General features: G+C 68.6%; 18 protein-coding genes. 6 read left to right on the top strand and 12 right to left on the bottom strand.

What is annotated here, in order from left to right; translation table 11 throughout:
* Positions 1-187: 187 nt before the first annotated feature.
* Positions 188-445, bottom strand: a complete 258-nt coding sequence (locus tag E6C76_RS06725; RefSeq protein ID WP_136347466.1) for a DUF3862 domain-containing protein — start codon at positions 443-445, stop codon at positions 188-190.
* 121 nt (positions 446-566) lie between these two features.
* Between E6C76_RS06725 and E6C76_RS06720 the strand changes: the two genes are divergently transcribed.
* Positions 567-1,361, top strand: coding sequence for an N-acetylmuramoyl-L-alanine amidase family protein (locus tag E6C76_RS06720; RefSeq protein WP_136347465.1), 795 nt, complete (start codon positions 567-569; stop codon positions 1,359-1,361).
* 52 nt (positions 1,362-1,413) lie between these two features.
* Here E6C76_RS06720 and E6C76_RS06715 read toward each other — a convergent pair whose 3' ends face one another.
* From E6C76_RS06715 to E6C76_RS06705, 3 genes are all read right to left on the bottom strand, one after another.
* Positions 1,414-3,048: a methyl-accepting chemotaxis protein gene (locus E6C76_RS06715; RefSeq protein ID WP_136347464.1), complete on the bottom strand. Its 1,635-nt coding sequence runs from the start codon at positions 3,046-3,048 to the stop codon at positions 1,414-1,416.
* Positions 3,049-3,289: 241 nt separating this feature from the next.
* Positions 3,290-3,838 carry a chromate transporter gene (locus E6C76_RS06710; protein ID WP_136347463.1) on the bottom strand — a complete coding sequence of 183 codons (549 nt, stop codon included), beginning with the start codon at positions 3,836-3,838 and terminating at the stop codon, positions 3,290-3,292.
* The gene (locus E6C76_RS06705; protein WP_136347462.1) at positions 3,835-4,428 is read right to left on the bottom strand and encodes a chromate transporter; all 594 of its coding nucleotides are present in this window, start codon (positions 4,426-4,428) and stop codon (positions 3,835-3,837) included. Before E6C76_RS06705 ends, E6C76_RS06710 begins: the two co-directional genes overlap by 4 nt.
* A 404-nt stretch (positions 4,429-4,832) precedes the next feature.
* On the opposite strand from E6C76_RS06705, the gene E6C76_RS06700 reads away from it, so the two are divergent.
* Entirely contained in the window at positions 4,833-6,908 is a 2,076-nt protein-coding gene (locus tag E6C76_RS06700) for a methyl-accepting chemotaxis protein (RefSeq protein WP_168734261.1), read from the top strand.
* Positions 6,909-6,960: 52 nt separating this feature from the next.
* Here E6C76_RS06700 and E6C76_RS06695 read toward each other — a convergent pair whose 3' ends face one another.
* The 8 genes from E6C76_RS06695 to E6C76_RS06660 form a co-directional block, all read right to left on the bottom strand.
* Positions 6,961-8,841: a methyl-accepting chemotaxis protein gene (locus tag E6C76_RS06695; RefSeq protein ID WP_168734260.1), complete on the bottom strand. Its 1,881-nt coding sequence runs from the start codon at positions 8,839-8,841 to the stop codon at positions 6,961-6,963.
* Positions 8,842-8,902: 61 nt separating this feature from the next.
* On the bottom strand, positions 8,903-10,243 hold the full coding sequence (gene guaD / locus E6C76_RS06690; RefSeq protein ID WP_136347459.1) for a guanine deaminase: 1,341 nt from the start codon (positions 10,241-10,243) through the stop codon (positions 8,903-8,905).
* 83 nt (positions 10,244-10,326) lie between these two features.
* The gene (locus tag E6C76_RS06685; protein WP_136347458.1) at positions 10,327-11,415 is read right to left on the bottom strand and encodes a BMP family ABC transporter substrate-binding protein; all 1,089 of its coding nucleotides are present in this window, start codon (positions 11,413-11,415) and stop codon (positions 10,327-10,329) included.
* 43 nt (positions 11,416-11,458) lie between these two features.
* Complete coding sequence (locus tag E6C76_RS06680) at positions 11,459-12,391, bottom strand: ABC transporter permease (protein WP_136347457.1); 933 nt, start codon at positions 12,389-12,391, stop codon at positions 11,459-11,461.
* Between the two features lie 3 nt (positions 12,392-12,394).
* Complete coding sequence (locus E6C76_RS06675; protein ID WP_136347456.1) at positions 12,395-13,459, bottom strand: ABC transporter permease; 1,065 nt, start codon at positions 13,457-13,459, stop codon at positions 12,395-12,397.
* Positions 13,446-15,017 carry an ABC transporter ATP-binding protein gene (locus E6C76_RS06670; protein ID WP_136347455.1) on the bottom strand — a complete coding sequence of 524 codons (1,572 nt, stop codon included), beginning with the start codon at positions 15,015-15,017 and terminating at the stop codon, positions 13,446-13,448. The genes E6C76_RS06675 and E6C76_RS06670 overlap by 14 nt, the downstream gene beginning before the upstream one ends.
* A gap of 169 nt (positions 15,018-15,186) precedes the next feature.
* On the bottom strand, positions 15,187-15,792 hold the full coding sequence (locus E6C76_RS06665) for an HNH endonuclease (RefSeq protein ID WP_230976172.1): 606 nt from the start codon (positions 15,790-15,792) through the stop codon (positions 15,187-15,189).
* A gap of 147 nt (positions 15,793-15,939) precedes the next feature.
* Complete coding sequence (locus E6C76_RS06660) at positions 15,940-16,482, bottom strand: NUDIX hydrolase (protein ID WP_136347453.1); 543 nt, start codon at positions 16,480-16,482, stop codon at positions 15,940-15,942.
* 230 nt (positions 16,483-16,712) lie between these two features.
* Here E6C76_RS06660 and E6C76_RS06655 point away from each other — a divergent pair, with 230 nt between their 5' ends.
* The 4 genes from E6C76_RS06655 to flhC all read left to right on the top strand — a co-directional run bounded on the left by E6C76_RS06655 (position 16,713) and on the right by flhC (position 21,657).
* Positions 16,713-18,692: a diguanylate cyclase gene (locus E6C76_RS06655; protein WP_136347452.1), complete on the top strand. Its 1,980-nt coding sequence runs from the start codon at positions 16,713-16,715 to the stop codon at positions 18,690-18,692.
* Between the two features lie 37 nt (positions 18,693-18,729).
* The gene (locus E6C76_RS06650; RefSeq protein ID WP_230976171.1) at positions 18,730-20,460 is read left to right on the top strand and encodes a putative bifunctional diguanylate cyclase/phosphodiesterase; all 1,731 of its coding nucleotides are present in this window, start codon (positions 18,730-18,732) and stop codon (positions 20,458-20,460) included.
* A 322-nt stretch (positions 20,461-20,782) separates the two neighbouring features.
* On the top strand, positions 20,783-21,115 hold the full coding sequence (gene flhD / locus E6C76_RS06645) for a flagellar transcriptional regulator FlhD (RefSeq protein ID WP_136347451.1): 333 nt from the start codon (positions 20,783-20,785) through the stop codon (positions 21,113-21,115).
* Positions 21,112-21,657, top strand: coding sequence for a flagellar transcriptional regulator FlhC (gene flhC / locus E6C76_RS06640; RefSeq protein WP_136347450.1), 546 nt, complete (start codon positions 21,112-21,114; stop codon positions 21,655-21,657). The genes flhD and flhC overlap by 4 nt, the downstream gene beginning before the upstream one ends.
* Positions 21,658-21,848 lie beyond the last annotated feature (191 nt).

Raw genomic sequence — 21,848 nt, 5'->3', positions numbered from 1 at the left:
GAACAGGACCGACCGGTCAGACCAGTCAGGCCAGACAAAGCATTCAGCGTGCCAAGGGGTGTTTTGCGTCGAAATGCGGTGAAAGTCTGGAAAATGAGACCAACTTCGCGCTACGCGAAGTGTGCTTGCGCACCGCCGTGGGGAGGTCGGTGGTGCGCGCGCTTGCTCATGGTGCGCCGCAGCGGCTTCAGCGGATGTTGTCGGACTGGAACAGCACGGCCTGATCGCCGACGAAGCTGACATTGATCGAGCGCTGCTCGTTGCCCCAGGTGCAGTTGCGCGCGGCGAGCAGGTCGCTGCAGCTGTCCGGCTTGCCGAGGATGGCGCGCACTTCCTCGTAGCTCATGCCGGGCTTGAGGCGGTTGTAGTTCTCGGCGGTGAGCTTGGTGCAGCCAGCCAGCGCCGCCACGGCGAGTACCGGTACCAGCAGGGTGATGGTTTTCATGTGCCGCTCCCAGCAAATATCACGAGGTGATTATGCCGGCCCTGGAACGCCGGCGCGACGGGCGGCGGGTGCGGGTAGACTGGGGCATTGTTTCCATTTGTCTCCCCGCATGCCCGTCCCGATGCGTCCACTTGCCGTCCGCGTCGCTTCCGCTATGTTCGCGTTGTGCGGCGTCGCGCCCTGCGCGCCGGCATCCGGCGCTGCCGCGCCGCTGGTGGCGGTGGATATCGGCCATACCGAGGCGGCGCCGGGCGCGATGAGCGCGCGCGGGCGTAGCGAGCTGTCCTTCAACCGCGAACTGGCCGCGCATCTGGTGGAGGCGCTGCGGGCGCGCGGCCTGCGCACCTTGCTGATCAACGCCGACGGGCGCATCGCCTCCCTGCAGGAGCGCCCGCGCGCGGCGGCCGGGGCGGGCGCGGATTTCCTCGTGTCCATCCACCACGATTCGGTCGGCGAGCACGAGTTGCGGGCCTGGCACTGGGCCGGCCGCCGGCAGTTCTACAGCGACCGCTGGGCCGGCCATTCGCTGTTCGTCTCGCGCGCCAACCTGGACACCGCGCGCAGCGTGCTGTGCGCGCGGGCGATGGGCGCGCGGCTGCAGCGCGGCGGGTTCGCGCCCACGCACAAGAACGGGCAGCGCCGCGAATATGCGGACCATGCCCATGCGGTGCATTACTACGATGAACTCGCGGTGCTGCGCCATGCGCGGATGCCAGCGGTGCTGTTCGAGGGCGGAGTGATCCGCCACCGCGCAGAGGAGCTGCGCCTGGCCGACCCGCTCCATCAGGCGCGCATGGCCGACGAGCTGGCCACCGCCATCGCCGCCTGCCTGCACGCGGGGAAGCCGGCGGATGACGAGGCGACTGCCGATGCGCGCGGCGAGCGGATACCGCCGGTGCTGCCGGCGGAGGATTGAAAAGAGCGCGCCCGGGAGCCGCCCACCGCCCACGCACGGCGGGCGGCGACGTTCAGATGCTGAACTGGCCGACGGACTTGCGCATGCGCCCCACGGCCTGTTCCAGGCTGGAGACGGCGCCGTGGGTTTCGCTGACCACGGCCATGTTGCGGTCGGTCATGCTGGCCACGCGCTCGACGTTCTGTGCCATGGAGACCATCGCGTCCTGCTGTTCGGCGGAGGAGTGCGAGATGTCGTTGACCATCTCCAGCGTCAGACGCATCTGCTGGTTGATGTCGCGCAGCGCATGCTGGGCCTCCTGCACCAGGGTCACCCCGCTTTCCACCTGCTGGGCGCCGGAGCGCATGCCGTCCACGGCCTTCTGCGTCTCGACCTGGATGGCGCCGACCATGCCGCCGATTTCGGCGGTGGCCTGGCTGGTGCGTTCGGCGAGCTTGCGCACCTCGTCGGCGACCACGGCGAAGCCGCGCCCCTGTTCGCCGGCGCGCGCCGCCTCGATGGCCGCGTTGAGCGCCAGCAGATTGGTCTGGTCGGCGATCTCGCGGATGACGCCGGTGATGCGGGAGATCTCCGCGGATTGCGAGCCCAGCAGTTCCACCTGCTCGGCGGTGTCGCGCACGGTGCAGGCAAGGTCGTGGATGGTCGCGCTGGCCTTGGAGGACAGTTCCGCGCCGCGCTCGGAAACCTCGCTGGCGGTCTGCGCCGCGCTGCGCGTGGCGGCGGCATGCTCGGCGACCTCGCCGATGGAGACGGTGATCTGCTGGATGCCGGCTGCCGCGCTGGAGGTGGCTTCGCCCTGCACCTGCGCGGCATCGTTGACCCGGCCCACGCCGCTGCCGACCTCGGAAGACACCTTGGCGACCTGCTCGGCGGTATCGCCCATGCCTTGCATGGTGGCCTGCACGGAGGACACGAAGCGATCCACTTCGAGTGCGATGTCGCCGAGCCCGTCACGACGCTTCAGCTCGAAGCGCCGGCGCAGGTCGCCGGAGGCCAGCAGCCCGCCCAGGTAGTCGCGCAGGGCGGCCGTATCGGCATGCAGGCCGGGCAGGAAGCCGAAGAGGAAGTACAGTGCCCACAGCAGGCCGACCGAGCCCGCGCCGATGCCGAGCAGGGCGCCGATCCCGGTGGCGTTCAGCCCTGCGGTGAGCGCGGCGCCGGCCAGCGCCAGCAGCAGCACGCCGGCACCGGCCAGTTGCACCGGGGCGGAACGCAGGCGGGCCGGCAGGGAGATGCGCGCGGGTACGACGCGGCCGTGCAGCACGGTGATCGAACGGTCTCCGGAACGGATGCGCCGGTAAGCGTTTTCCGCCGCCGAGACTTCTTCGCGCGTGGGCCGCGAGCGCACCGACTGGTAGCCCACCACGCGGCCGTTCTCGCGCACGGGGGAGGCGTTGGCCACCACCCAGTAGTAGCCGCCGTCGCTGCGCCGGTTCTTCACCAGGCCGCGCCACGGGCGTCCGTCCTGCAGATCGCGCCACATGTCGGCGAAGGCCTCGGGCGGCATGTCCGGATGGCGCACCATGTTGTGCGGCTGGCCGATCATGTCCTCGCGCTGGTATCCGCTGATCTTCGCGAAGGCGTCGTTGGCTTCGACGATGATGCTTTGCAGGTCGGTGCGCGAGTAGATGAACTCGCCTTCCGGTAGCAAGGTTTCTACGTTGTTGACGGGGAGGTTCTTGCGCATGGCTCTCACGAGGGGAGGGGTGCGAGGGGCGCGATCCGCCGCCCAACCCGCTGATTCGGCTGTCCGTTCTGGTACGGACCGGGACCGGAGCCGGTTTATTATGCGGGAAAGCCTAGCACGAACGTAATAACTTGCCCCATAAGAACATCATTATTTACGATGATGTTGATTGGATTGCCCGTGACGTAGGTCACGCCCGTCTTCAAATGAAATGTGGCGATTTGTGTCTTGTGGAAAGGGCTCAGGCCAGACCGAGCAGACCGGCCAGCGCGCCCAGCATCAGCAGCCAGATCGGTGCCACGCGGGTTTTCAGCAGTATTCCCAGGGTGATAGCGATGAGCGCCAGCGTGCCGACGCGCTGCCCGGCATTGGCGAGATAGGGCCGGGCGATCAGCCAGCCGGTGGCCAGCAGCAGGCCAATGGCCACCGGCGCGAGGCCGGCGGTGAATGCGCGGGCGCCGGCGGTATGGCGATGCGCCCGCGCCCAGCGTCCGATGCTCAGCGAAAGCAGGGTGGAGGGCAGCAGAATGCCTGCCAGGGTGGCGAATGCCCCGGTCAGGCCGGCCAGTTGATAGCCCAGCAAGGGCACGAACAGCACGTTGGGCCCCGGTGCGGCCTGCGCGAGCGCGACCGCCGAGGAAAACGTGGCATCGTCCAGCCAGCCCCGCCCGTCGACCAGATAGCGGTGCAGTTCCGGCGCCGTCGCCATCGCGCCGCCGATGGACAGCAGCGAGAGCACCAGCAGGCGCCCGAGCAGATCCGCCAGGTCGGCAAGCGGCAGCGCGTTCATTGCCCCTCTCCCGCACGGCGCAGGCGTCTCCAGGCCAGCCACCAGCCCAGGCCGCCGAGTCCGCCGACCGCCCAGGGCAATGGAACGCGCAGAATGGCCACCGCGACCAGCGTGGCGAGAACCAGCGCGGCGCAGCCCGCCACGCCGAGCGGGTTGCCGCGCAGTCCGCCGATCAGCTTGATCGCCGTGCCCGCGATCAACCCGGCGGCCACCGCGCCCATTCCGCGCAACGCGTCGGCCACCGCGGGCAATTCCGCGAAGCGCACGTAGCCGGCGGCGAGCACCAGCACGATGGCCAGCGGGGCACCCAGCATGCCGGCCAGTGCGGCGGCGGCTCCGCGCCAGCCAAAGAAACGGTCGCCCAGCAGCAGCGCCATGGTGACGATGTTGGGGCCGGGCAGCAGTTGGGAGAGCGCGTAGACCTCGATGAATTCTTCCCGGCTCAGCCAGCGCTTGCGTTCCACCAGTTCGCGTTGGGCGATCGCCAGCACGCCACCGAAACCCTGCAGGGCGAGGGCGGTGAAAGTGAGGAACAGATCGAGCGGCGAGCGCGGAGCGAAGGCCGCCCCGGTGCGTGGTGAAGCAGCCATGAATCAGCCGGACAAAAAGCGGGGAGGCAGATTAGCACGTACTTTCGCGGTTTTCGGGCGATTTGCGGATTGCTCCGCAAAGTCGTATGCAAGAAGCGTCCTGATATGCCCTTCGCAATATACGTGCGAATGCGTGGATACCTTGTTCGCGCTGGCCAGGCAGGGATTCCGGGATGCTCGGAATGGCTATTCCTGCATGCCGAAAGGGTGCCGTGGAAGCTTCTCCAAAAGCGATAAGTTATTAATTTTTCAGGCGTTGCAAGGTGTTTCCCGACGGTGCAGGATTGTTGCCAATGCCCGCCGAACGGTGCTTTCCGCCGCCTGCGCGGGCTGTCCGGGCGGGGCCGGGGCGCTTCCGCTTCCCGGCCTGGCGAGCGGGTATCCGAGCGGTAGGGGGAGACACCATGAGAGTGAATCAACCGGTCACCGATGTCGAAACCGAAGTCCCCGACGGGCGCTTCATCCACAGCCGCACGGATCTGAAGGGACGCATCGTCGATGCCAACGATCTGTTCATCGAGCTTTCCGGGTTCACCCGCGAGGAACTGATCGGCCAGCCGCACAACCTGATCCGTCATCCCGACATGCCGGCGGAGGCCTTCGCCGACCTGTGGAACTGCCTGAAGGGCGGCGAGGTGTGGCGCGGATTCGTGAAGAACCGGCGCAAGGATGGCGGCTACTACTGGGTGGAAGCCTTTGCCTCGCCGGTGCGCGAGAACGGCCAGATCGTCGGCTACGAGTCGGTGCGGCGGCGTGCCGATCCGGCGCGCGTGCGGGCAGTGGAGCGCCTGTACCGGCGTTTCCGCGCAGGACGGGCGCGCGGGCTGGCGATCCGCAATGGCCAGGTGGTGCGTACCGGGTTGCTCGGCGGCCTGCTTGGCATGAGCATGCGTGCGCGCCTGGCCGTCGGCATGGTGGCCATCCTGCTCGCCGTGCTGGCCGCCGGGGTAACCGGCTACGTGGGCCTCAAGGCCGCCAGCGATGCCATGCAGTCGGTGTACAACAACCGCTTGCTGGTGGTCAGCGAACTGGCCGACGTGCGCGATGCGGCCAATCAGGCGCGCATGGTGCTGGCGACCGCCGACGATGACATGCTGGCCGAGCGGATGGCCCGCATCGACACCGAGGCCGAGCGTCTGCGCGTGCGCTGGCAGGAGTACCGCGCCACCCCGCTGTTGCCCGACGAACGCCGTCTGGCCGACGATCTCGACGGGCTGTTCAGCAGCTTCTTCCGCTATGTGGACGATGGCCGGCGCTTGCTGGCCGCCAATGATCCGGTGGCGGCGCGTCTTCTGTCGCGCGACGACGCGCGCTTCGATCACGAGCGCATGGCCAGCCTGCTCGACAGCCTGGTCGATGTGCAACTGCGCGTGGGCGAGGAGGAGATGCACGCGGCCGAGGGGCGCTACCAGGGAGCGCTGGCCCTGTTCGGCACACTGATCCTGCTGGTGCTGGCCTTCGAGGCGTATCTGTTCCTCTACGTGCGCGGCGTGGTGCGCGACCTGCGCGAACTGGAACAGATGGTGGTGCTGGCGCAGCGCGAGGGCGATCTGCGCCGGGTGGTGCGTGTCACGCGCAACGACGAGATCGGCCGGCTGGCCGATGCGTTCAACTGCATGGTGGCCAACATGCAGACCATCCTGGTGTCCATCCAGCAGTCCGCCTGCCGGGTGGCCACGCAGTCCGGCGTGCTGGCGAGCAGCAGCGAGGAGGTGTCCGGCGGCGCGGCGGCCTCCAGCGAGGCGGCCTCGTCCACCGCGGCGGTGATCCAGCAGGTCACCGTGGCGATCAACGAGGTGGCCGAGCACGCGCGCACCGCCGCCGAGGTGGCGCGCGAATCCTCCACGCTGGCCAGCGAGGGGCTGGGACGCGTGGGTCTGGCGGCCGACGAGATCGGCAAGGTGGCGCGCACGGCGGAACTGACCGCGCAGGCCATGGACCGCCTGAACGCTTCCTCGGAAGACATCGGGCGCATTGCCACGGTGATCCGCGAGATCGCCGACCAGACCAATCTGCTGGCGCTCAATGCGGCCATCGAGGCGGCGCGCGCCGGCGAACAGGGGCGCGGCTTCGCCGTGGTCGCCGACGAAGTGCGCAAGCTCGCCGAGCGTACCGGCACGGCCACTGCGGAAATCTCGCAGATTCTCGATGCCCTGCGCGACGAAACCCGCCAGGCCGCGAGCGGCGCCAAGAATGCCGAGGCGCAGGTGCAATCCGGGGTGCAGCTCACCGAGTCCGCGCGTGGCGCGCTGGCGGCGATCCAGGGTGCGGCGGAGCGCTGCATGAGGCTGGTGGGGGACATCCAGAGCGCCACGCAGGAACAGTCGGCAGCGGCCACCGCGATCTCGCAGAACGTCGAGCGCATTGCCGAGATGTCGGAAGAGGGGGCCGCAGCGGTGGCCAACGTGGCCGGTACTTCCCGGACGCTGGCGGACGTTTCGAGGATGCTGGAACGTTCGGTGTCGCGTTTCCGGATCTGAGCGCCTGCAGAAAAAACGAAGCGGCGGGGTGATCCCGCCGCTTCGGCCGTTTTTACAGGCGGAAGCTGGAGAGCTGCTTTTCCGTGGTGTCGGCCACCGTGCGCATGCCCGCCAGGGTTTTGCGCGAGACCTGCAGTGCGTCGTCGGCGGCCAGCAGGCGGGCATTGATCTGCTCGGTGCTCTGCGCCATCTGCGTGGTCGCCTGGGTCTGTTCGCGGGTGGACAGGGCGATCTCGCCGATGCGCTCGACCGCTTCCTGCAGGCGTTCCTGCATTTCGGCGATGCGCTCGGCGGCGGTGTGGCTCAGCTCCACGCTGGTCTGCACTTCGCTGGTGGTGGTGCGCATGCGGGTGGCGGCCTGGCTGGTGTCGGTGCGCACCCGCTCGATCATGTGGCTGATTTCCAGCGTGGCGCCGGAGGTGCGCTCGGCGAGCTTGCGCACCTCGTCGGCAACCACGGCGAAGCCGCGCCCCTGTTCGCCGGCGCGCGCCGCCTCGATGGCCGCATTGAGCGCCAGCAGATTGGTCTGGTCGGCGATCTCGCGGATCACCTCGACGATGCCGCTGATCTGCCCGGAACTGCTTTCCAGCTGTTCCAGCACGCCGGACAGGGCGTTCACCTCGCCCATGGTGCGCTCGGCGTTGCCGGCGGCCTCGCGCACCTGCTCGACGCCGCTGGTCGACAGTTCCCCGGTCTCGCGCATCAGCCGGTCGGCGTCGCCGGCGTTGTCGGCGATGTGCGAGACGGCCACGGTGATCTGCTCGATGGTGGCTGCGTTGGCGCTGGAAATGTCCGCCAACTGGCTGGATTCGGCGGCGATGGTGCCCATGGTACGTTCGAGTTCGCGCACGCCGGCGGTGAGCTGGGCGGTTTCGCCGCTGAGGGAGCGGAACATCTCGTGCAGGCGGCCCAGGAAGGTGTTGAAGGCCTGCGCCACCTTGCCGATCTCGTCGTCGGAGCGGATGTCCAGGCGGGCGGTCAGATCGCCTTCGCCCTGGGCGATGTCGGCCAGCGCGCGGCGGATGGTGCGCAGGCCGGCGAGCAGGCGGGCGAGCACGGCCGAGGCGATGCCGGCGGCGACCGCGCCGGCCAGCGCGAGCACCACGGCGAAGCCGATCAGCAGGGTGCGCAGCGGAGCCAGCACCACATCGCGTTTCATGGTCAGGCCGAGCAGCCATTCGGTGCCCCGCACCGGCAGGGCCAGCACGAACTGCTCATCCCCGCCGATGGTCGCTTCGGCAAGCCCCCGGCTGCCAGCGAGCGCAACCAGGCGTGCGGCATCCAGCCCGGCGGACAGTTCGCTCACCGGCTTGAGCACCAGCCCGGGGTTGGCGTGCGCCAGAATGGTGCCGTCCCGATGCAGCAGGAAGGACTGCCCCTCGCCGGGCACCTGCTTGTCGAGCAGCGCGCGTACCAGCGAATTCATCGATACGTCGGCGGCCACCACGGCCTCGACGCGGCCGCCATGCCGCACGGCGGAAGACAGCGAGACGACCAGTTCGCCCGATGAGGCATCGGCATAGGGCTTGGAGATGAAGGGCTGGTCCCCGGCGGTCGCCGCGCCCTGGTACCACGGCCGCTGGGTCGGGTCGTAGCCCGCGGGCAGGTCGATCGGCGTGCTGAACTCCGTGCGCCGGTCGGCATGGCCGACATACACCAGATCGAAGCCGCCGGCCTCGTGGATGCGGCGCAGCCAGGGCCCGACCTCCTCGTCGAGCGCCACCGGGCGCAGCGCGGTGACCTGGCGGGTGCGCGATTCCACCCACTCGGCCACCAGTTCCGCGTAGCCGGCGGCCACCCCGTGACCTTCGCGGCCGACGCTGTCGAGCAGCAGGCCGCGCAGCTGGAAGTAGGAAAGGGCGCCGCTGACCGTGGCGGTCAGCAGAATCATCGCCACGACGAAGGCGATCAGCTTGGTCTGGAGAGATTTCATGGGAGAGTCTCCGTGAGCAGGTCCGTACATCAACGGAATCCGGGCCGGAAGACTGTAGCAATTACTTTGCCTGAATATGTCCTTTCAGCTTGCCGCTGCGTACCCAGCGGCGTTCGCCGAGCACATGGGTTTCCGCGATGCAGCGGTCGTCGCCCAGCATCATCAGCGCGAACAGGCGCTCGGAAAGCGTTTCGGCCCGTGCCAGACGGCGTTCCAGCAGCGGTGTGGCGGCAGGGTCGAGCACGATGAAGTCGGCCTCGCGCCCCGGCGCGAAGCTGCCGATGCGCTCGTCCAGATAGAGGCTGCGCGCGCCGCCCAGGGTGGCGAGGTAGAAGGCGCGTTCCGCGGACAGGTTCTGGCCGTTGAGCTGGAGCACCTTGTAGGCCTCGTTGAGCGTCGCCAGCATAGAGAAGCTGGTGCCGCCGCCCACGTCGGTGCCCAGGCCGACGCGCACGCCCAGCGCGTGGGCGCGCTCCAGGTCGAACAGGCCGGAGCCGAGGAACAGGTTGGAGGTCGGGCAGAAGCTCATCGCGCTGCCGGTGGCCGCCATGCGCGCGCGGTCGATGTCGTCCAGCCAGATGCAGTGCGCGTACACGCTGCGCGGGCCGAGCTGGCCGTGGCGTTCATAGACGTCCAGATAGCTGCGCGCCTCGGGGTGCAGTTCGGCCACCCAGGCCACCTCGCCGCGGTTCTCGGCGACGTGCGATTGCAGGTACAGCCCCGGGTACTCGGCGAACAGCCGGCCGGCGGTGTCCATCTGCGCGGGTGTGGAGGTGGGCGCGAAGCGCGGGGTGACGGCGTACAGCAGGCGCTCGCGGCCGTGCCAGCGCTCGATCAGCGCGCGCGATTCGCGCTCGCCCGATTCGGCCGTGTCGCGCAGGAAGTCCGGGCAGTTGCGGTCCATCAGCACCTTGCCGGCGATCAGCCGCATGCGCCGCGCCTGCGCGGCTTCGAACAGGGCATCCACCGATGCCGGATGCACGGTGGCGAAGGCCATCGCGGTGGTGGTGCCGTTTCTCAACAGTTCGTCGCAGAAGAAGCCGGCCACCTCGGCGGCGTGCGCCGGGTCGGCGAAGCGGCGCTCGGCGGGAAAGGTGTATTTCTCCAGCCAGGCCAGCAACTGCTCGCCGTGGCTGGCGATGATGTCGGTCTGCGCGTAATGCACGTGGGTGTCCACGAAGCCGGGCAGGATCATCCGCCCGCGCAGGTCTTCCACCGGCGTGTCGGCCGGCAGCGTGGCGAGCAGATCGGCGGCCGGGCCGCATTCGGCGACGCGGCCGTCGCGCAGCACCAGCAGGCCGTCGGCAAAGTGCTGCAGCGCATCGGCACCACGCTCCGCGGGGTCGGCGAGGAAGTGGACGATTTCCGCGCGTAGCGCGCGAAGCGGAAAGGCGGCAGGCATGCGCGGACTCCGATGTGGCGGCGGCCACCGCGCCGGAGAGGACGCGGTGGCCGCCGTTCAGGAATGACTCCCGGGGAGGATGCTCAGCGGGTGTTGGGCAGGCGCGAGGCCACGCCCTGGACGAAGAAGTCCATCTTGCCCAGCGCGACGTCGTCCATGACGGCACCGGCCGACAGGCGCTCCTTGCCGGACTGGTCGATGACCGGGCCGGCGAACGGATGGAAGCTGCCCGCCTTCAGCTGTTCCTCGATCTGCGCCACCTCGGCGCGCACTTCGGCCGGAATCGCCGGGTTGAGCGGCGCCAGGCGCACCATGTCGTCCTTGAAGCCGCCCCAGATGCTCTCGGGCTTCCAGGTGCCGGCCAGCACTTCGCGCACGGTGCGCACGTAGAAATCACCCCAGTGGTGGGTGGTGGCGGTCAGGTGCGCCCTGGGGCCGTACTTGGACATGTCGGAGTGGTAGCCGAAGGCGTACACGCCGCGTTCCTCGGCGGCCTGCACCACGGCGGTGGAGTCGGTGTGCTGGGTGACCACGTCGGCGCCCTGGCTGATCAGGGTCATCGCGGCCTCGCGCTCCTTGCCCGGGTCGTACCAGCTGTTGGCCCAGATCACCCGCACTTCGACGTTCGGGTTGACGCTGCGCGCGCCGCGCGTGAAGGCGTTGATGCCCTGCAGCACCTCGGGGATCGGGAAGGCGCCGACGTAGCCCAGGATGTTGGACTTGGTCATGCGCCCGGCGATCACCCCGTTGAGGTAGCGGCCTTCGTAGAAGCGCGCGTTGTAATGGCCGAAGTTCTTGCCGGACTTGTAGCCGGTGGCGTGCAGGAAGGTGACGTTGGGGAACTGGCGGGCCACGCGCTCCACGTAGTTCATGTAGCCGAAGCTGGTGGCGAAGACGATCTTGCTGCCGCTGGCGGCGAACTCGCGGATCACGCGCTCGGCGTCCGCGCCTTCGGCGACGTTCTCCACGTACTTGGTCTGGATGCTGTTGCCAAGCTTGGCTTCCATCTCCTTGCGCGCCTCGTCGTGCTGGAAGGTCCAGCCGGCGTCGCCGATGGGGCTGACGTAGACGAAGCCGATGCGGGTGGCTTCCTGGGCGAGCAGGCTGCCCGGCAGCGCGGCGGCCAGCGCGGCAGCGCTGGCGGACAGCATGAACTGGCGACGATCGGTCATGGAAGGAGTCTCCGTAGGTACAAGCGATGAAGGAAAGGGACGGTCAGGCATCCGGCCGGTACGATCGGCCCAGCGAGGCCGGCGAGTTCAGGCGGATCAGATTCGGGTTGCGCGAGATGACCACCAGCACCACGATGGTGGCCCAATAGGGCAGCGACGAAAGGAACTGCGACGGAAAGTCGATCTGCAGCCCCGAGCCCTGGATGAACAGCTGGGTGATCATCACCCCGCCGAACAGGTAGGCGCCGACCAGCACGCGCAGCGGCCGCCAGGTGGCGAACACCACCAGCGCCAGGGCGATCCAGCCGCGTCCGGCGACCATGCCTTCCATCCACATCGGCGTGTAATACACCGACAGGAAGGCGCCGCCCACGCCCGCCATGGCGCCGCCGAAGAGCACCGCCAGATAGCGGATCAGCACCACCGGGTAGCCGATGGCATGCGCCGCCGCGGGCGATTCGCCCACCGCGCGCAGCACCAGCCCGGCGCGGCTTCGGGCGAGGAACCACAGCACCGCCCAGAACAGCGCCCAGGAGAAATACACCAGCGCCTGCTGGTTGTAGAGCGCCTCGCCGATCAGCGGAATGTCGGCGATGAAGGGAATGCGGATGGCCGGCACGGTGGGCAGGGCCACCGATTCGAAGGGCTTGCCGATGAAGGCCGACAGGCCCACGCCGAAGATCGCCAGGGCGAGGCCCGAGGCCACCTGGTTGGCCTGCAGGGTGAGCGTGAGGAAACCGAACACCAGCGCCATCGCCATGCCCGCGCCCAGCCCGGCGAGCACGCCCAGCCAGGGGCTGCCGGTGGCGTGGGTGACGGCGAAGGCGGCCACCGCGCCCATCGCCATCATGCCTTCGGCGCCGAGGTTGAGCACGCCGGCGCGCTCGCTGACCAGCAGGCCGAGCGCGACGATGATCAGCGGGGTGCCGGCCACCACGGTGGCGAACAGCATGTTGGTGAACAAGGCGCCGTCCATGATCTAGGCCCCGGCCCGGCCGAAACGCAGGCGATAGTGGATGAACACGTCCGAGCCGAGCAGGAAGAACAGCAGCAGGCCCTGGAACACCATGGAGATCGAGCTGGGCAGGTTCATGTACTGCTGCACCTGTTCGCCGCCGATGAACAGCAGCGCCATCAGCAGGCTGGCGAGGAAGATGCCCGGCGCGCTCAGGCGGCCGACGAAGGCCACGATGATGGCCGCGAAGCCGTAGCCGAAGCTGATCTTGTCGGTGAGCTGGCCCATCGGCCCGGCCACCTCGGCCATGCCCGCCACGCCGGCCGCCGCGCCGCCGGTGAGCAGGCCGATCCAGATCACCCGGCGCGCGGAAAAGCCGGCGTAGCGCGCGGCCTCTGCGGCCTCGCCGGCCACGCGCATCTTGAAGCCGGTGTAGCTGCGGTTTATGAACACGTAGCCGGCCGCCAGCGCCGCCAGCGCGAAGCCGAAGCCCAGATGCAGGCGGGTGCCCTCCAGCACGGCGGGCAGCAGCGCGGCATCGTGGAACATGGCGGTCTGCGGGAAGCCGAAGCCCATCGGGTCGCGCCACGGCCCGAATACCAGCCAGGACACCGACAGCTGCGCCACATACACCAGCATCAGCGACACCAGAATCTCGTTGGCGTTGAAGCGCGTCTTCAGCAGCGCCGGAATCGCCGCCCAGGCCGCGCCGGCGGCTGCACCGGCGACCACCATGGCCGGCAGGATCAGCGCGCTGTCCGACTCGGCGAAGTACAGCGCCACGCCGGTGGCGCCCACCGCGCCGAGCATGAACTGGCCCTCCGCGCCGATGTTCCATACGTTGGCGCGGAAGCCCACCGCCAGGCCGATGGCGCACAGCATCAGCGGCGTGGCTTTGAGCAGCAGTTCGGAGACCCCGTACAGATCCTTCACGGGATGGATCAGGAAATAACGCAGGCCCTGCAGCGGATCCTTGCCGAGCAGCCAGAAGATGATCATGCCGGCGAGCAGGGTGAGCACGGCCGCGAGCAGCGGCGAGCACCAGCTCATCAGCCGCGAGGGCTCCGCGCGCGCTTCAAGCCGCAGCATCGGCCACCTCCGCCGGCAGGGGTTCGGCGCCCGGCCACAGGCCGCTCATCCACACGCCGATGTCTTCCACGCTGGTTTCCGCCACCGGCCGCGCGGGGGACAGCCGGCCCTTGGCGATCACCGCGATGCGGTCGCAGATCTCGAACAGCTCGTCCAGTTCCTCGGAAATCACCAGCACCGCGCAGCCCCGGTTGCGCAGGTCGATCAGCGCCTGGCGGATGAAGGCCGCCGCGCCCACGTCCACCCCCCAGGTGGGCTGCGCGCAGACCAGCAGTCGCGGGGTCTGCAGGACTTCGCGGCCGACGATGAATTTCTGCAGATTGCCGCCCGACAGCGACTTGGCGGCGGCGCGCGGCCCGCCCGAGCGCACGTCGAAGCGCTCGATGCATTCGGCGGCGAAACGGCGCGCGCGGGCGAACGACAGAAAGCCGCCGCGTACCAGGCCGGCATTGCGCGCAGCGGTGAGCACGGCGTTGTCGGCCAGCGACATCGACGGCACCGCGCCGCGCCCGAGGCGTTCCTCGGGCACGAAACAGAGGCCCAGGCGGCGGCGTTGCGCGGCGTTCAGGCGGCCGGCCTCCACGCCGCCGATGCGCACCGGGAATTTCTCGGCGATGCGTTCCTCACCGGAGATGGCGCGCAGCAGCTCCTGCTGGCCGTTGCCGGAGACCCCGGCGATGCCGACGATCTCGCCCGCGTGCACATCCAGATGGATGTCGCGCAGATCGGTGCCGAAGGGATCGTCGCTGGCGTGCGAGAGGCCGGACAGCTGCAGGCGGGCTTCGCCGCCGGTGGCCGCCGGGCCATGCTCGCATACCGGCAGATCCTTGCCGATCATCAGCCGCGCCATCGACTGCGGGGTTTCCTCGGCGGGCTTGCAGTGCCCGGTGACCCGGCCGCCGCGTAGCACCGTGGCGGTGTGGCAGAGTTCCTGGATCTCGTCGAGCTTGTGGCTGATGTAGAGGATGGAACAGCCTTCCACCGACAGCATGCGCAGGGTGTCGAACAGGCGGCGCACGGCCTGCGGGGTGAGCACCGAGGTGGGCTCGTCCATGATCAGCAGCCTGGGGTTCTGCAGCAGGCAGCGGATGATCTCCACGCGCTGGCGTTCGCCCACCGACAGGGCATGCACGTGGCGGCGCGGATCCACCGGCAGCCCGTAGTGTTCGGAGACCTCGGCGATGCGCTGCGTCAGTTCGGCCAGCGGCGGGCGGCCGGGCAGGGCGAGGGCGACGTTTTCCGCCACCGTGAGGGTCTCGAACAGCGAGAAGTGCTGGAACACCATGCCGATGCCCAGCGCGCGGGCGCGCGCCGGGTTGGCGACCTCCACGCGTTCGCCTTCCCAGTGGATCTCGCCGGCGCTCGGACGGGTGACGCCGTAGATGATCTTCATCAGCGTGGATTTGCCGGCGCCGTTTTCGCCCAGCACCGCGTGGATTTCGCCCGGCTCGACGGTGAGATCGATGCCGTCGTTGGCGACCACGGTCGGATAGACCTTGCGGATGCCGGCGAGCCTGAGGCGGGGCGTGGTGCCCGCGGTCGGGCTGGGTGAGCTCATCGTGTCCGGCAATTCCCTGAATTTTCTGTGCTTTCGCGGTGCTCGCGGGAGCTTTCGGCGAGTTCGCGTGCCGGCGTGCCGGCGGTTCAGGCGCGGAGTTTACCCCGAGGTTACGGATTGCGGCACCCGCATGCGCGCATCGGGTCCGTGCGCGAGGGGGAAGGACCGTTCAGTCCGTCCTGCGCACGCGGCTCGGGCGCGGCACATGGAGGGCGAGGAAGTCCATCTGGTCGGCGAGAATGCCGCGATTGCACAGGATCAGGTATTCGGCCTTGCTGGGCACATAGGGGGCGTACAGCAGGGGCATGCCGGCCTGCTCCGGCGTGCGTCCGCTTTTCTTCTGGTTGCAGGCCCGGCAGGCGGTCACCACGTTCATCCAGGCGTCGCGTCCGCCCTGCGAGAGCGGGTGGATGTGGTCGCGGGTGAGGGTGGCGATGCCGTAGTGCCGGCCGCAGTAGGCGCACAGCTGCCGGTCGCGGCGGAACAGTTCACGGTTGTCCAGGCGCGGCGCGTGTGCCTGATCGCCGAGCCAGGGTGCGCGCCCCTGGATGGCGATGATGCTGTGCGTGGTGATCTCCGAGCGCTGCCCGGTGGCGCGGCACAGCCCGCCGCGGATGCGGAACTGGCGTTCGCCCAGGCTCCAGGCCACCAGGCCGCGCGCATGGTAGTGGCAGGCATCCTGCCAGCCGATCCAGCGGCGCGGCTGGCCGTGGACGTCGAGGGCGAGAATCCATGGGAAGACGGCCGGGCTGTCCGGATGCCTGGACGCTGACAAGGATGAATCGGCTGCAACCCGCACAGGACCTCCCGCGCAATGCATCCCGGCGGGCGTGGATGTCGCCGGCGATCGTGCAATCAGAACAGATCGCGGGGGGCGACGGCAAGCGCTGCCGGTGTTTACAGGTCAGGTGTGGCGGATGGGTCAGAGCCCGAGCGGCGGGGAGATGCGTCCGGTGTGGAAGCGGTAGCTCCCCTGGCGGCGGTCTTCGTAGTAGCGCCGCAGGGTGAACTCGATGGAGCGGAAGGCGAGCTGCTCCCAGGGGATGTCGGCTTCGTCGAACAGGCCCACCTCGAGCGATTCCTCGCCGGGGCGGAAATCGAGGTCGAGCAGCCGGGCACGGTAGACGATATGCACCTGGCTGATGTGGGGAATGTCGTACAGCGTGAACATCTCGCCGACCTCGATGCGCGCGCAGGCTTCCTCCAGTGTTTCGCGCGCGGCGGCGTCGGCGGTGCTTTCCTGGTTCTCCATGAAGCCGGCAGGCAATGTCCAGTAGCCGTGGCGCGGCTCGATGGCGCGGCGGCAGAGCAGCACGCGGCCTTCCCATTCGGCCAGCGCGCCGACCACCAGCTTGGGATTCTGATAGTGGATGCTGCCGCACGCGGGACAGACGTGGCGGGGCAGGGAGTCGCCCGCCGGGATGCGCAGATCCACCGGCGTGCCGCAATCGGAACAGAACTTCATGGGGGAAGGCCGGATTGTCGATGCGCGGATTCTAGCCCGCTTTTCCGCACGCGCAGTGCTGTCGCATGACGGGTGGCGAGGTGGATTCCCGGGGCGTGGAGGAGCGGGTTCGGGCAAACGCTTCCCTCCGCGGCGCAGATGCTTCATAGTCCCTCCCCGGACGGGGCGCCGCCCCCGTCCGCTCCGCATCGCGAACTCGGGACGCGCCGCGGTACCGAAATGGATGCACCATGACCAACACGTTCGATTCAAAGCGTTACGAACAACTGAAGGCCTCCGGGGATCTGCCGTCCCCGCGCGGCGTGGCGCTGGCCATCATCCGCCTGACCCAGCACGACGAAGTGTCGATGGTCGAACTGGCGCGGGTGATCAAGAGCGATCCGGCCTTCGTCGGCCGCCTGATCAAGGCCGCCAACGGCATCGTGGCGCTGACCCGCCGGCCGGTGGTGTCGGTGCAGGAAGCGCTGATGGTGCTCGGCCTGCCGGCCGTGCGCAGCATGGCGCTGGGTTTCTCGCTGCTTTCCAACTATCGCCGGGGCGCCTGCCGCGGCTTCGATTACGGCCTGTTCTGGTCGCGCTCGCTGGCCATGGCGCTGGCCACCCAGGTGCTTGCGCAGCGCAACCGCGCCGGCGCGCCGGACGAACTGTTCAGCCTGGGACTGCTCGCCGACGTGGGGCGGCTGGCGCTGGCCACGCTGTATCCGGTCGAGTACGGCCAGGTGCTGGTGGAGGCGCGCCGCTTTCCCGAACTGCGCCTGAGCGATCTGGAGCACCGCGCCTTCGCGATGACGCACACCGAACTGGGCGCCGCCATGCTCAGCGACTGGGGTGTGCCGAAGGTGCTCATCGAACCGGTGAGCCTCTACGAAACGCCGGAACGCATGAGCTGCGCGCCCGGTACGCGCATCCACATGCTGTTGAATACCCTGGTGCTGGGCGGCATGGTGGCCGACCTGTGCCAGGCGCCGCGCGAAGGGCATGCAGAGATTGCCGCGCGCATGATCGAACTGGGCGCGACCATCGATCTGCCGCCGGCCGAACTGGCTTCCGCGGGCGAGCATATCGCCACGCTCTGGCTGGAATGGCGCGGCATGCTGCAGCTGGAACCGGTCGATGCGCCGGATTTCAAGGCCTTGCTGGAGCAGGGGGGCGGGCCGCAGACGTTGCGCATGCCGCAGCCGGTGCGCGAAGAGCCGGCCGAGGAGGGCAGCGCCGCCGAGGAGGACGAAGAGTCGGCCGTACGCGTGCTGGTGGTCGAGGATGATGCCGAGGTGCGTGCCCAACTGCGCGCCGTGCTGGAAGAGGCCTCCTACGCGGTGCATGAGGCCACCGACGGGCATGCCGGCATGGAATCCGCCCTGGAATTGCAGCCCGACGTGCTGCTGTGCGATTCGGCCATGCCCGGCATGGACGGGCTGGAGTTGATCCGCGCGCTGCGCGCGACGCGCATCGGCCGCAATCTCTACATCCTGCTGCTGACCGAGACGGAAGAGGACGAGGGGCTCATCGAGGCTTTCGAAGCCGGCGCCGACGACTTCATCGGCAAGCCGCTGAACCCGCGCGTGCTCGCCGCCCGCATGCGGGCCGCGCTGCGCGTGGTGCGCCTGCAGCAGGAGCTGGAGCACGACCGCGAGGAAATCCGCCGCTTCGCCGCCGAACTGGCGGTGAGCAACCGGCGCCTGCAGGAAGCCGCGCTCACCGACGCGCTGACGGGCTTCCCCAACCGCCGCTATGCCATCGAGCGCATGCAGCAGGAATGGCAGGGCTCCAGCCGCAGCGGACGGCCGCTGTCGTGCATGATCATCGACATCGACGAGTTCAAGCGCATCAACGACACCCTCGGCCACGACGCCGGCGATGCGGTGCTGCGCGCCGCCGCCGATGCGCTGCGCGGGGCGCTGCGCGGCCAGGACGTGATCTGCCGCACCGGTGGCGACGAATTCCTCGCCATCTGCCCGGACACCGAACTGCAATCCGCGCTGGTGTGCGGCGAGCGCCTGCGTCACGCGGTCGATGGGCTTACCGTACGGATCGGCGACAAGCTCATCCGGGTGAGCATCAGCATCGGCGTGGCGGTACGCGAGGCCGCCATGGCCGACCTCGACGCGCTGATCAAGCGCGCGGACCAGGGCGCCTACCGCGCCAAGCAGCTTGGCCGCAATCGCACCGAAGCAGTGCAGTTGCAGCACGGGCGGAGTGATGGGCGGTGAGGCTCGCCGGGTGCACAGTCCTGGATCGATGGGGCGCATGAACGAGGAACTGCCGTTGCGCACCGATGCCCCCGTACGCGTGCTGCTGGTCGACGACAGCGAGGACGACGCCTACCTGCTGCGCGCCGAACTCGGCCGGCGGGGGATGGCGATCGAATGCCGCCGGGTCGATTGCGCGCTCGACATGGCCGCCGCGCTGGCCGCGGAAGACTGGGACATCGTCCTGGCCGACCATCACATGCCGGGTTTCGACGCCCTGGCCGCGCTCGACGTGCTCAAGCGCAGCGCGCGCGATGTGCCCTTCATCATCCATTCCGGGCAGATTTCCAGCCGCCAGGCGATCTCGGCCATGTACGACGGGGTGGACGACTACGTCAGCAAGGGCGATTACGAGCGCCTGGTGCCGGTCATCGAGCGCGAACTGCGCGGCGCCCGCGCCCGCCGCGCGGTGCGCCATGCCGATTCGCGCATCCAGCAACTGGCCTTCTTCGACGGCCTCTCCGCGCTGCCCAACCACCACCTGTTCTGCAACAAGGTCAATGACGCCATCCGCGACAGCCAGGAACGCGGACGCCCGCCCGCCGGGGCGGTGCTGGTAGTGGACATCGACCGCTTCATGCGCATCAACGCCAGCTTCGGCTACGAGACCGGCAACGAACTGCTGCGCCACATCGGCCAGCGCCTGCGGGAAGGGCTGGGGCCGGAAGTGGTGCTGGCGCGCCTGGGCGGCGACGAATTCGGCGTGTTCCTGCCGGGTGCCGGCGATCGTGGCAGCGTGGAAATGCTCGCCGGCTGGATCGTGCGCAGCTTCGACCGCCCGCTGATGAAGGACCGCATCGAGCTGTTCCTCACCGCCAGCGTCGGCGTCGCCATGATTCCCACCGACGGCGAGGCCGTGCTCGATCTGCTGATGAACGCGGAGACCGCCATCCGCCAGATCAAGCGCGACGGGGGCAACGGCGTGCGCTTCTACGAGCGCACGATGAATGCCGCGTCCGCCGAGCGCCTCGCGCTGGAAAGCGACCTGCGCCACGCCGTGGAGCGCGGCGAACTGTTCCTCGAATACCAGCCGGTGATCAGCGCGCGCCACCTGGGGGCCGTCGGTGCCGAAGTGCTGGTGCGCTGGCAGCATCCGCGCCTCGGGCGCCTGTCGCCCGACCGCTTCATCCCGATGGCCGACGAGACCGGCCTGATCGTGGATATCGGCGCCTGGGTGCTCGGCGAGGCCACGCGCCAGGCGCGCCGCTGGCTGGAGGTCGGGCACGAGCGCGTGCGGGTGTCGGTCAACGTCTCCGCCGTCCAGTTCGCCCAGCCTCGCCTGCTCGAGGTGGTCGCCGACGCATTGCGCGACAGCGCGCTGCCGCCGGCCAGCCTGGTGCTGGAGATCACCGAGAGTTCGCTGATGACCGACGTGGAGTCGGCCGTCGGCATGCTGCGCGCGCTGAAGAACATGGGCGTGCAGGTGGCGGTGGATGACTTCGGCACCGGTTATTCGTCGCTGTCCTATCTGAAGCGCCTGCCGATTGACATCGTCAAGATCGACAAGTCCTTCGTGCGCGATCTGTGCGAGGACGAGGGCGATGCCGCCATCGTGCGCGCGATCATCGCGCTCGCCGGCAATCTGCGCCTGTCCACCATCGCCGAAGGGGTGGAGACCGCCGAGCAGGCCGAGGTGCTGCGCGCCGCGGGCTGCGATTTCCTGCAAGGCTTCCACTTCAGCCGTCCGGTACCGCTCGAACGCCTGGTGTTTTCCACGCCCCCGTGCTGAACGCCTTGCGCCCGCCGGCAGGGCGGATGGGGTCATGCCGGGCGCGTAGGTGGGCATGAGGCGGGCGTTTACGCAACATTCCCTCCCGGAAAATCCCGCAAAACCGCGCCCCTTGGCGCTATTGGCGGGAAAATCCGCTAAAGTCGGGCCGCGTTCGACCGTGAACCGGTAGACGGATCGAGCGCCTGTAAGGGAATTCCTTACAGGCGTTTTCTTTTTGTTGCTACTGTAAATTTCCTGTTACACCGATGGGCAGGTAGGTTGCAATTCTTCAGAATTCACTTTAACTTCGAGTAGCTTGTCCCTGATTGGGAGCTTATAAATGGATCGCCCCGATTTTCAGGCCGAAATCCGTGAATTGAACCTGGCCTATCTGATGCTCGCGCAGCAGATGTTGCGCAGCGATCGCGAAACCGCCATGTACCGGCTCGGCATCGGCGGCGAGATGGCCGATCTGATTCTGGGCCTGTCCGCCGCCAAGCTGGTACGCATGGCCGGCAGCCAGACGCTGCTGCCGCGCTTCCGTTTCGACGACGGCATGCTGGCCGGGCTGATGGCGGGCAACGGCCGCGACGCGGCGACTTCCGGGCTGCACGCGGCGATCATCGCGGCGTCCAGGCCGCTCGAGGAGCAGTTTCAGGGAGCGGAACAATGAAGAACAAGAGCATCATCCAGGAAGCCGAGGACATCCAGCGCGCCGTCGAAATGGTGCGCCTCGGCGCGCGCATGCAGATGCTCGAGGCCGAGACCAAGCTCAGCCGCGAGCGCCTGCTGAAGATCTACAAGGAAGTGCGCGGCGTGTCGCCCCCGAAGGGCATGCTGCCGTTTTCCACCGACTGGTTCATGACCTGGCAGCCGAACGTGCATTCGTCGCTGTTCATGGGCTTCTACCGTTTCTTCAGCGATCGCGCCGGTCTGCGCGGGCTGGATTCCATCCTGAAGGCCTATCACCTGTATCTCGACCACATCGAGTCGGATCAGATGGAGCCGGTGCTGAGCCTGACCCGCGCCTGGACCCTGGTGCGTTTCTACGATGCCGATCTGATCCAGATGGCGCCGTGCACCTGCTGCGGCGGCCATTACGTGGCGCATGCCTACGACCCGACGCAGAACTTCGTCTGCGGCCTGTGCAACATGCCCTCGCGCGCCGGCAAGACCAAGCGCGCCGCGCGCCGCGCCAAGGCCGAACTGGTCTGAGAGCCTGTCTACGCTCTTTTCATGGGTCCCGCAGCCGCCCAAAGTGTTCCGCTCAAGGCGCGCGGCGCAGCCAATACCGGTGGTCTTGGCAAGGCGCGCAACGCGGAGCGGGGCGCTTTGGGCGACTGCCCTACGGGTTGCCCCGCCAGGCCGGCCGCTGCGGCGTTACAAATACTCGCCGGGCCACCAGC

It is taken from the genome of Pseudothauera nasutitermitis (assembly GCF_004801295.1).
In the GTDB taxonomy this organism is placed as follows: Bacteria; Pseudomonadota; Gammaproteobacteria; order Burkholderiales; family Rhodocyclaceae; genus Pseudothauera; species Pseudothauera nasutitermitis.
This window is presented reverse-complemented; position numbering and strand designations above follow the sequence as displayed.

Bases quoted from the DNA above. Each gene is read 5' to 3' on its own strand.
- E6C76_RS06700 (WP_168734261.1), top strand. From the start codon at position 4,833: ATGAGAGTGAATCAACCGGTCACCGATGTCGAAACCGAAGTCCCCGAC.
- E6C76_RS06660 (WP_136347453.1), bottom strand. From the start codon at position 16,482: ATGAAGTTCTGTTCCGATTGCGGCACGCCGGTGGATCTGCGCATCCCG.
- E6C76_RS06705 (WP_136347462.1), bottom strand. From the start codon at position 4,428: ATGGCTGCTTCACCACGCACCGGGGCGGCCTTCGCTCCGCGCTCGCCG.
- flhD (WP_136347451.1), top strand. From the start codon at position 20,783: ATGGATCGCCCCGATTTTCAGGCCGAAATCCGTGAATTGAACCTGGCC.
- guaD (WP_136347459.1), bottom strand. From the start codon at position 10,243: ATGCCTGCCGCCTTTCCGCTTCGCGCGCTACGCGCGGAAATCGTCCAC.
- E6C76_RS06685 (WP_136347458.1), bottom strand. From the start codon at position 11,415: ATGACCGATCGTCGCCAGTTCATGCTGTCCGCCAGCGCTGCCGCGCTG.
- E6C76_RS06670 (WP_136347455.1), bottom strand. From the start codon at position 15,017: ATGAGCTCACCCAGCCCGACCGCGGGCACCACGCCCCGCCTCAGGCTC.
- E6C76_RS06655 (WP_136347452.1), top strand. From the start codon at position 16,713: ATGACCAACACGTTCGATTCAAAGCGTTACGAACAACTGAAGGCCTCC.
- E6C76_RS06710 (WP_136347463.1), bottom strand. From the start codon at position 3,838: ATGAACGCGCTGCCGCTTGCCGACCTGGCGGATCTGCTCGGGCGCCTG.
- E6C76_RS06715 (WP_136347464.1), bottom strand. From the start codon at position 3,048: ATGCGCAAGAACCTCCCCGTCAACAACGTAGAAACCTTGCTACCGGAA.
- E6C76_RS06725 (WP_136347466.1), bottom strand. From the start codon at position 445: ATGAAAACCATCACCCTGCTGGTACCGGTACTCGCCGTGGCGGCGCTG.
- E6C76_RS06695 (WP_168734260.1), bottom strand. From the start codon at position 8,841: ATGAAATCTCTCCAGACCAAGCTGATCGCCTTCGTCGTGGCGATGATT.
- flhC (WP_136347450.1), top strand. From the start codon at position 21,112: ATGAAGAACAAGAGCATCATCCAGGAAGCCGAGGACATCCAGCGCGCC.
- E6C76_RS06720 (WP_136347465.1), top strand. From the start codon at position 567: ATGCGTCCACTTGCCGTCCGCGTCGCTTCCGCTATGTTCGCGTTGTGC.
- E6C76_RS06650 (WP_230976171.1), top strand. From the start codon at position 18,730: ATGAACGAGGAACTGCCGTTGCGCACCGATGCCCCCGTACGCGTGCTG.
- E6C76_RS06680 (WP_136347457.1), bottom strand. From the start codon at position 12,391: ATGGACGGCGCCTTGTTCACCAACATGCTGTTCGCCACCGTGGTGGCC.
- E6C76_RS06675 (WP_136347456.1), bottom strand. From the start codon at position 13,459: ATGCTGCGGCTTGAAGCGCGCGCGGAGCCCTCGCGGCTGATGAGCTGG.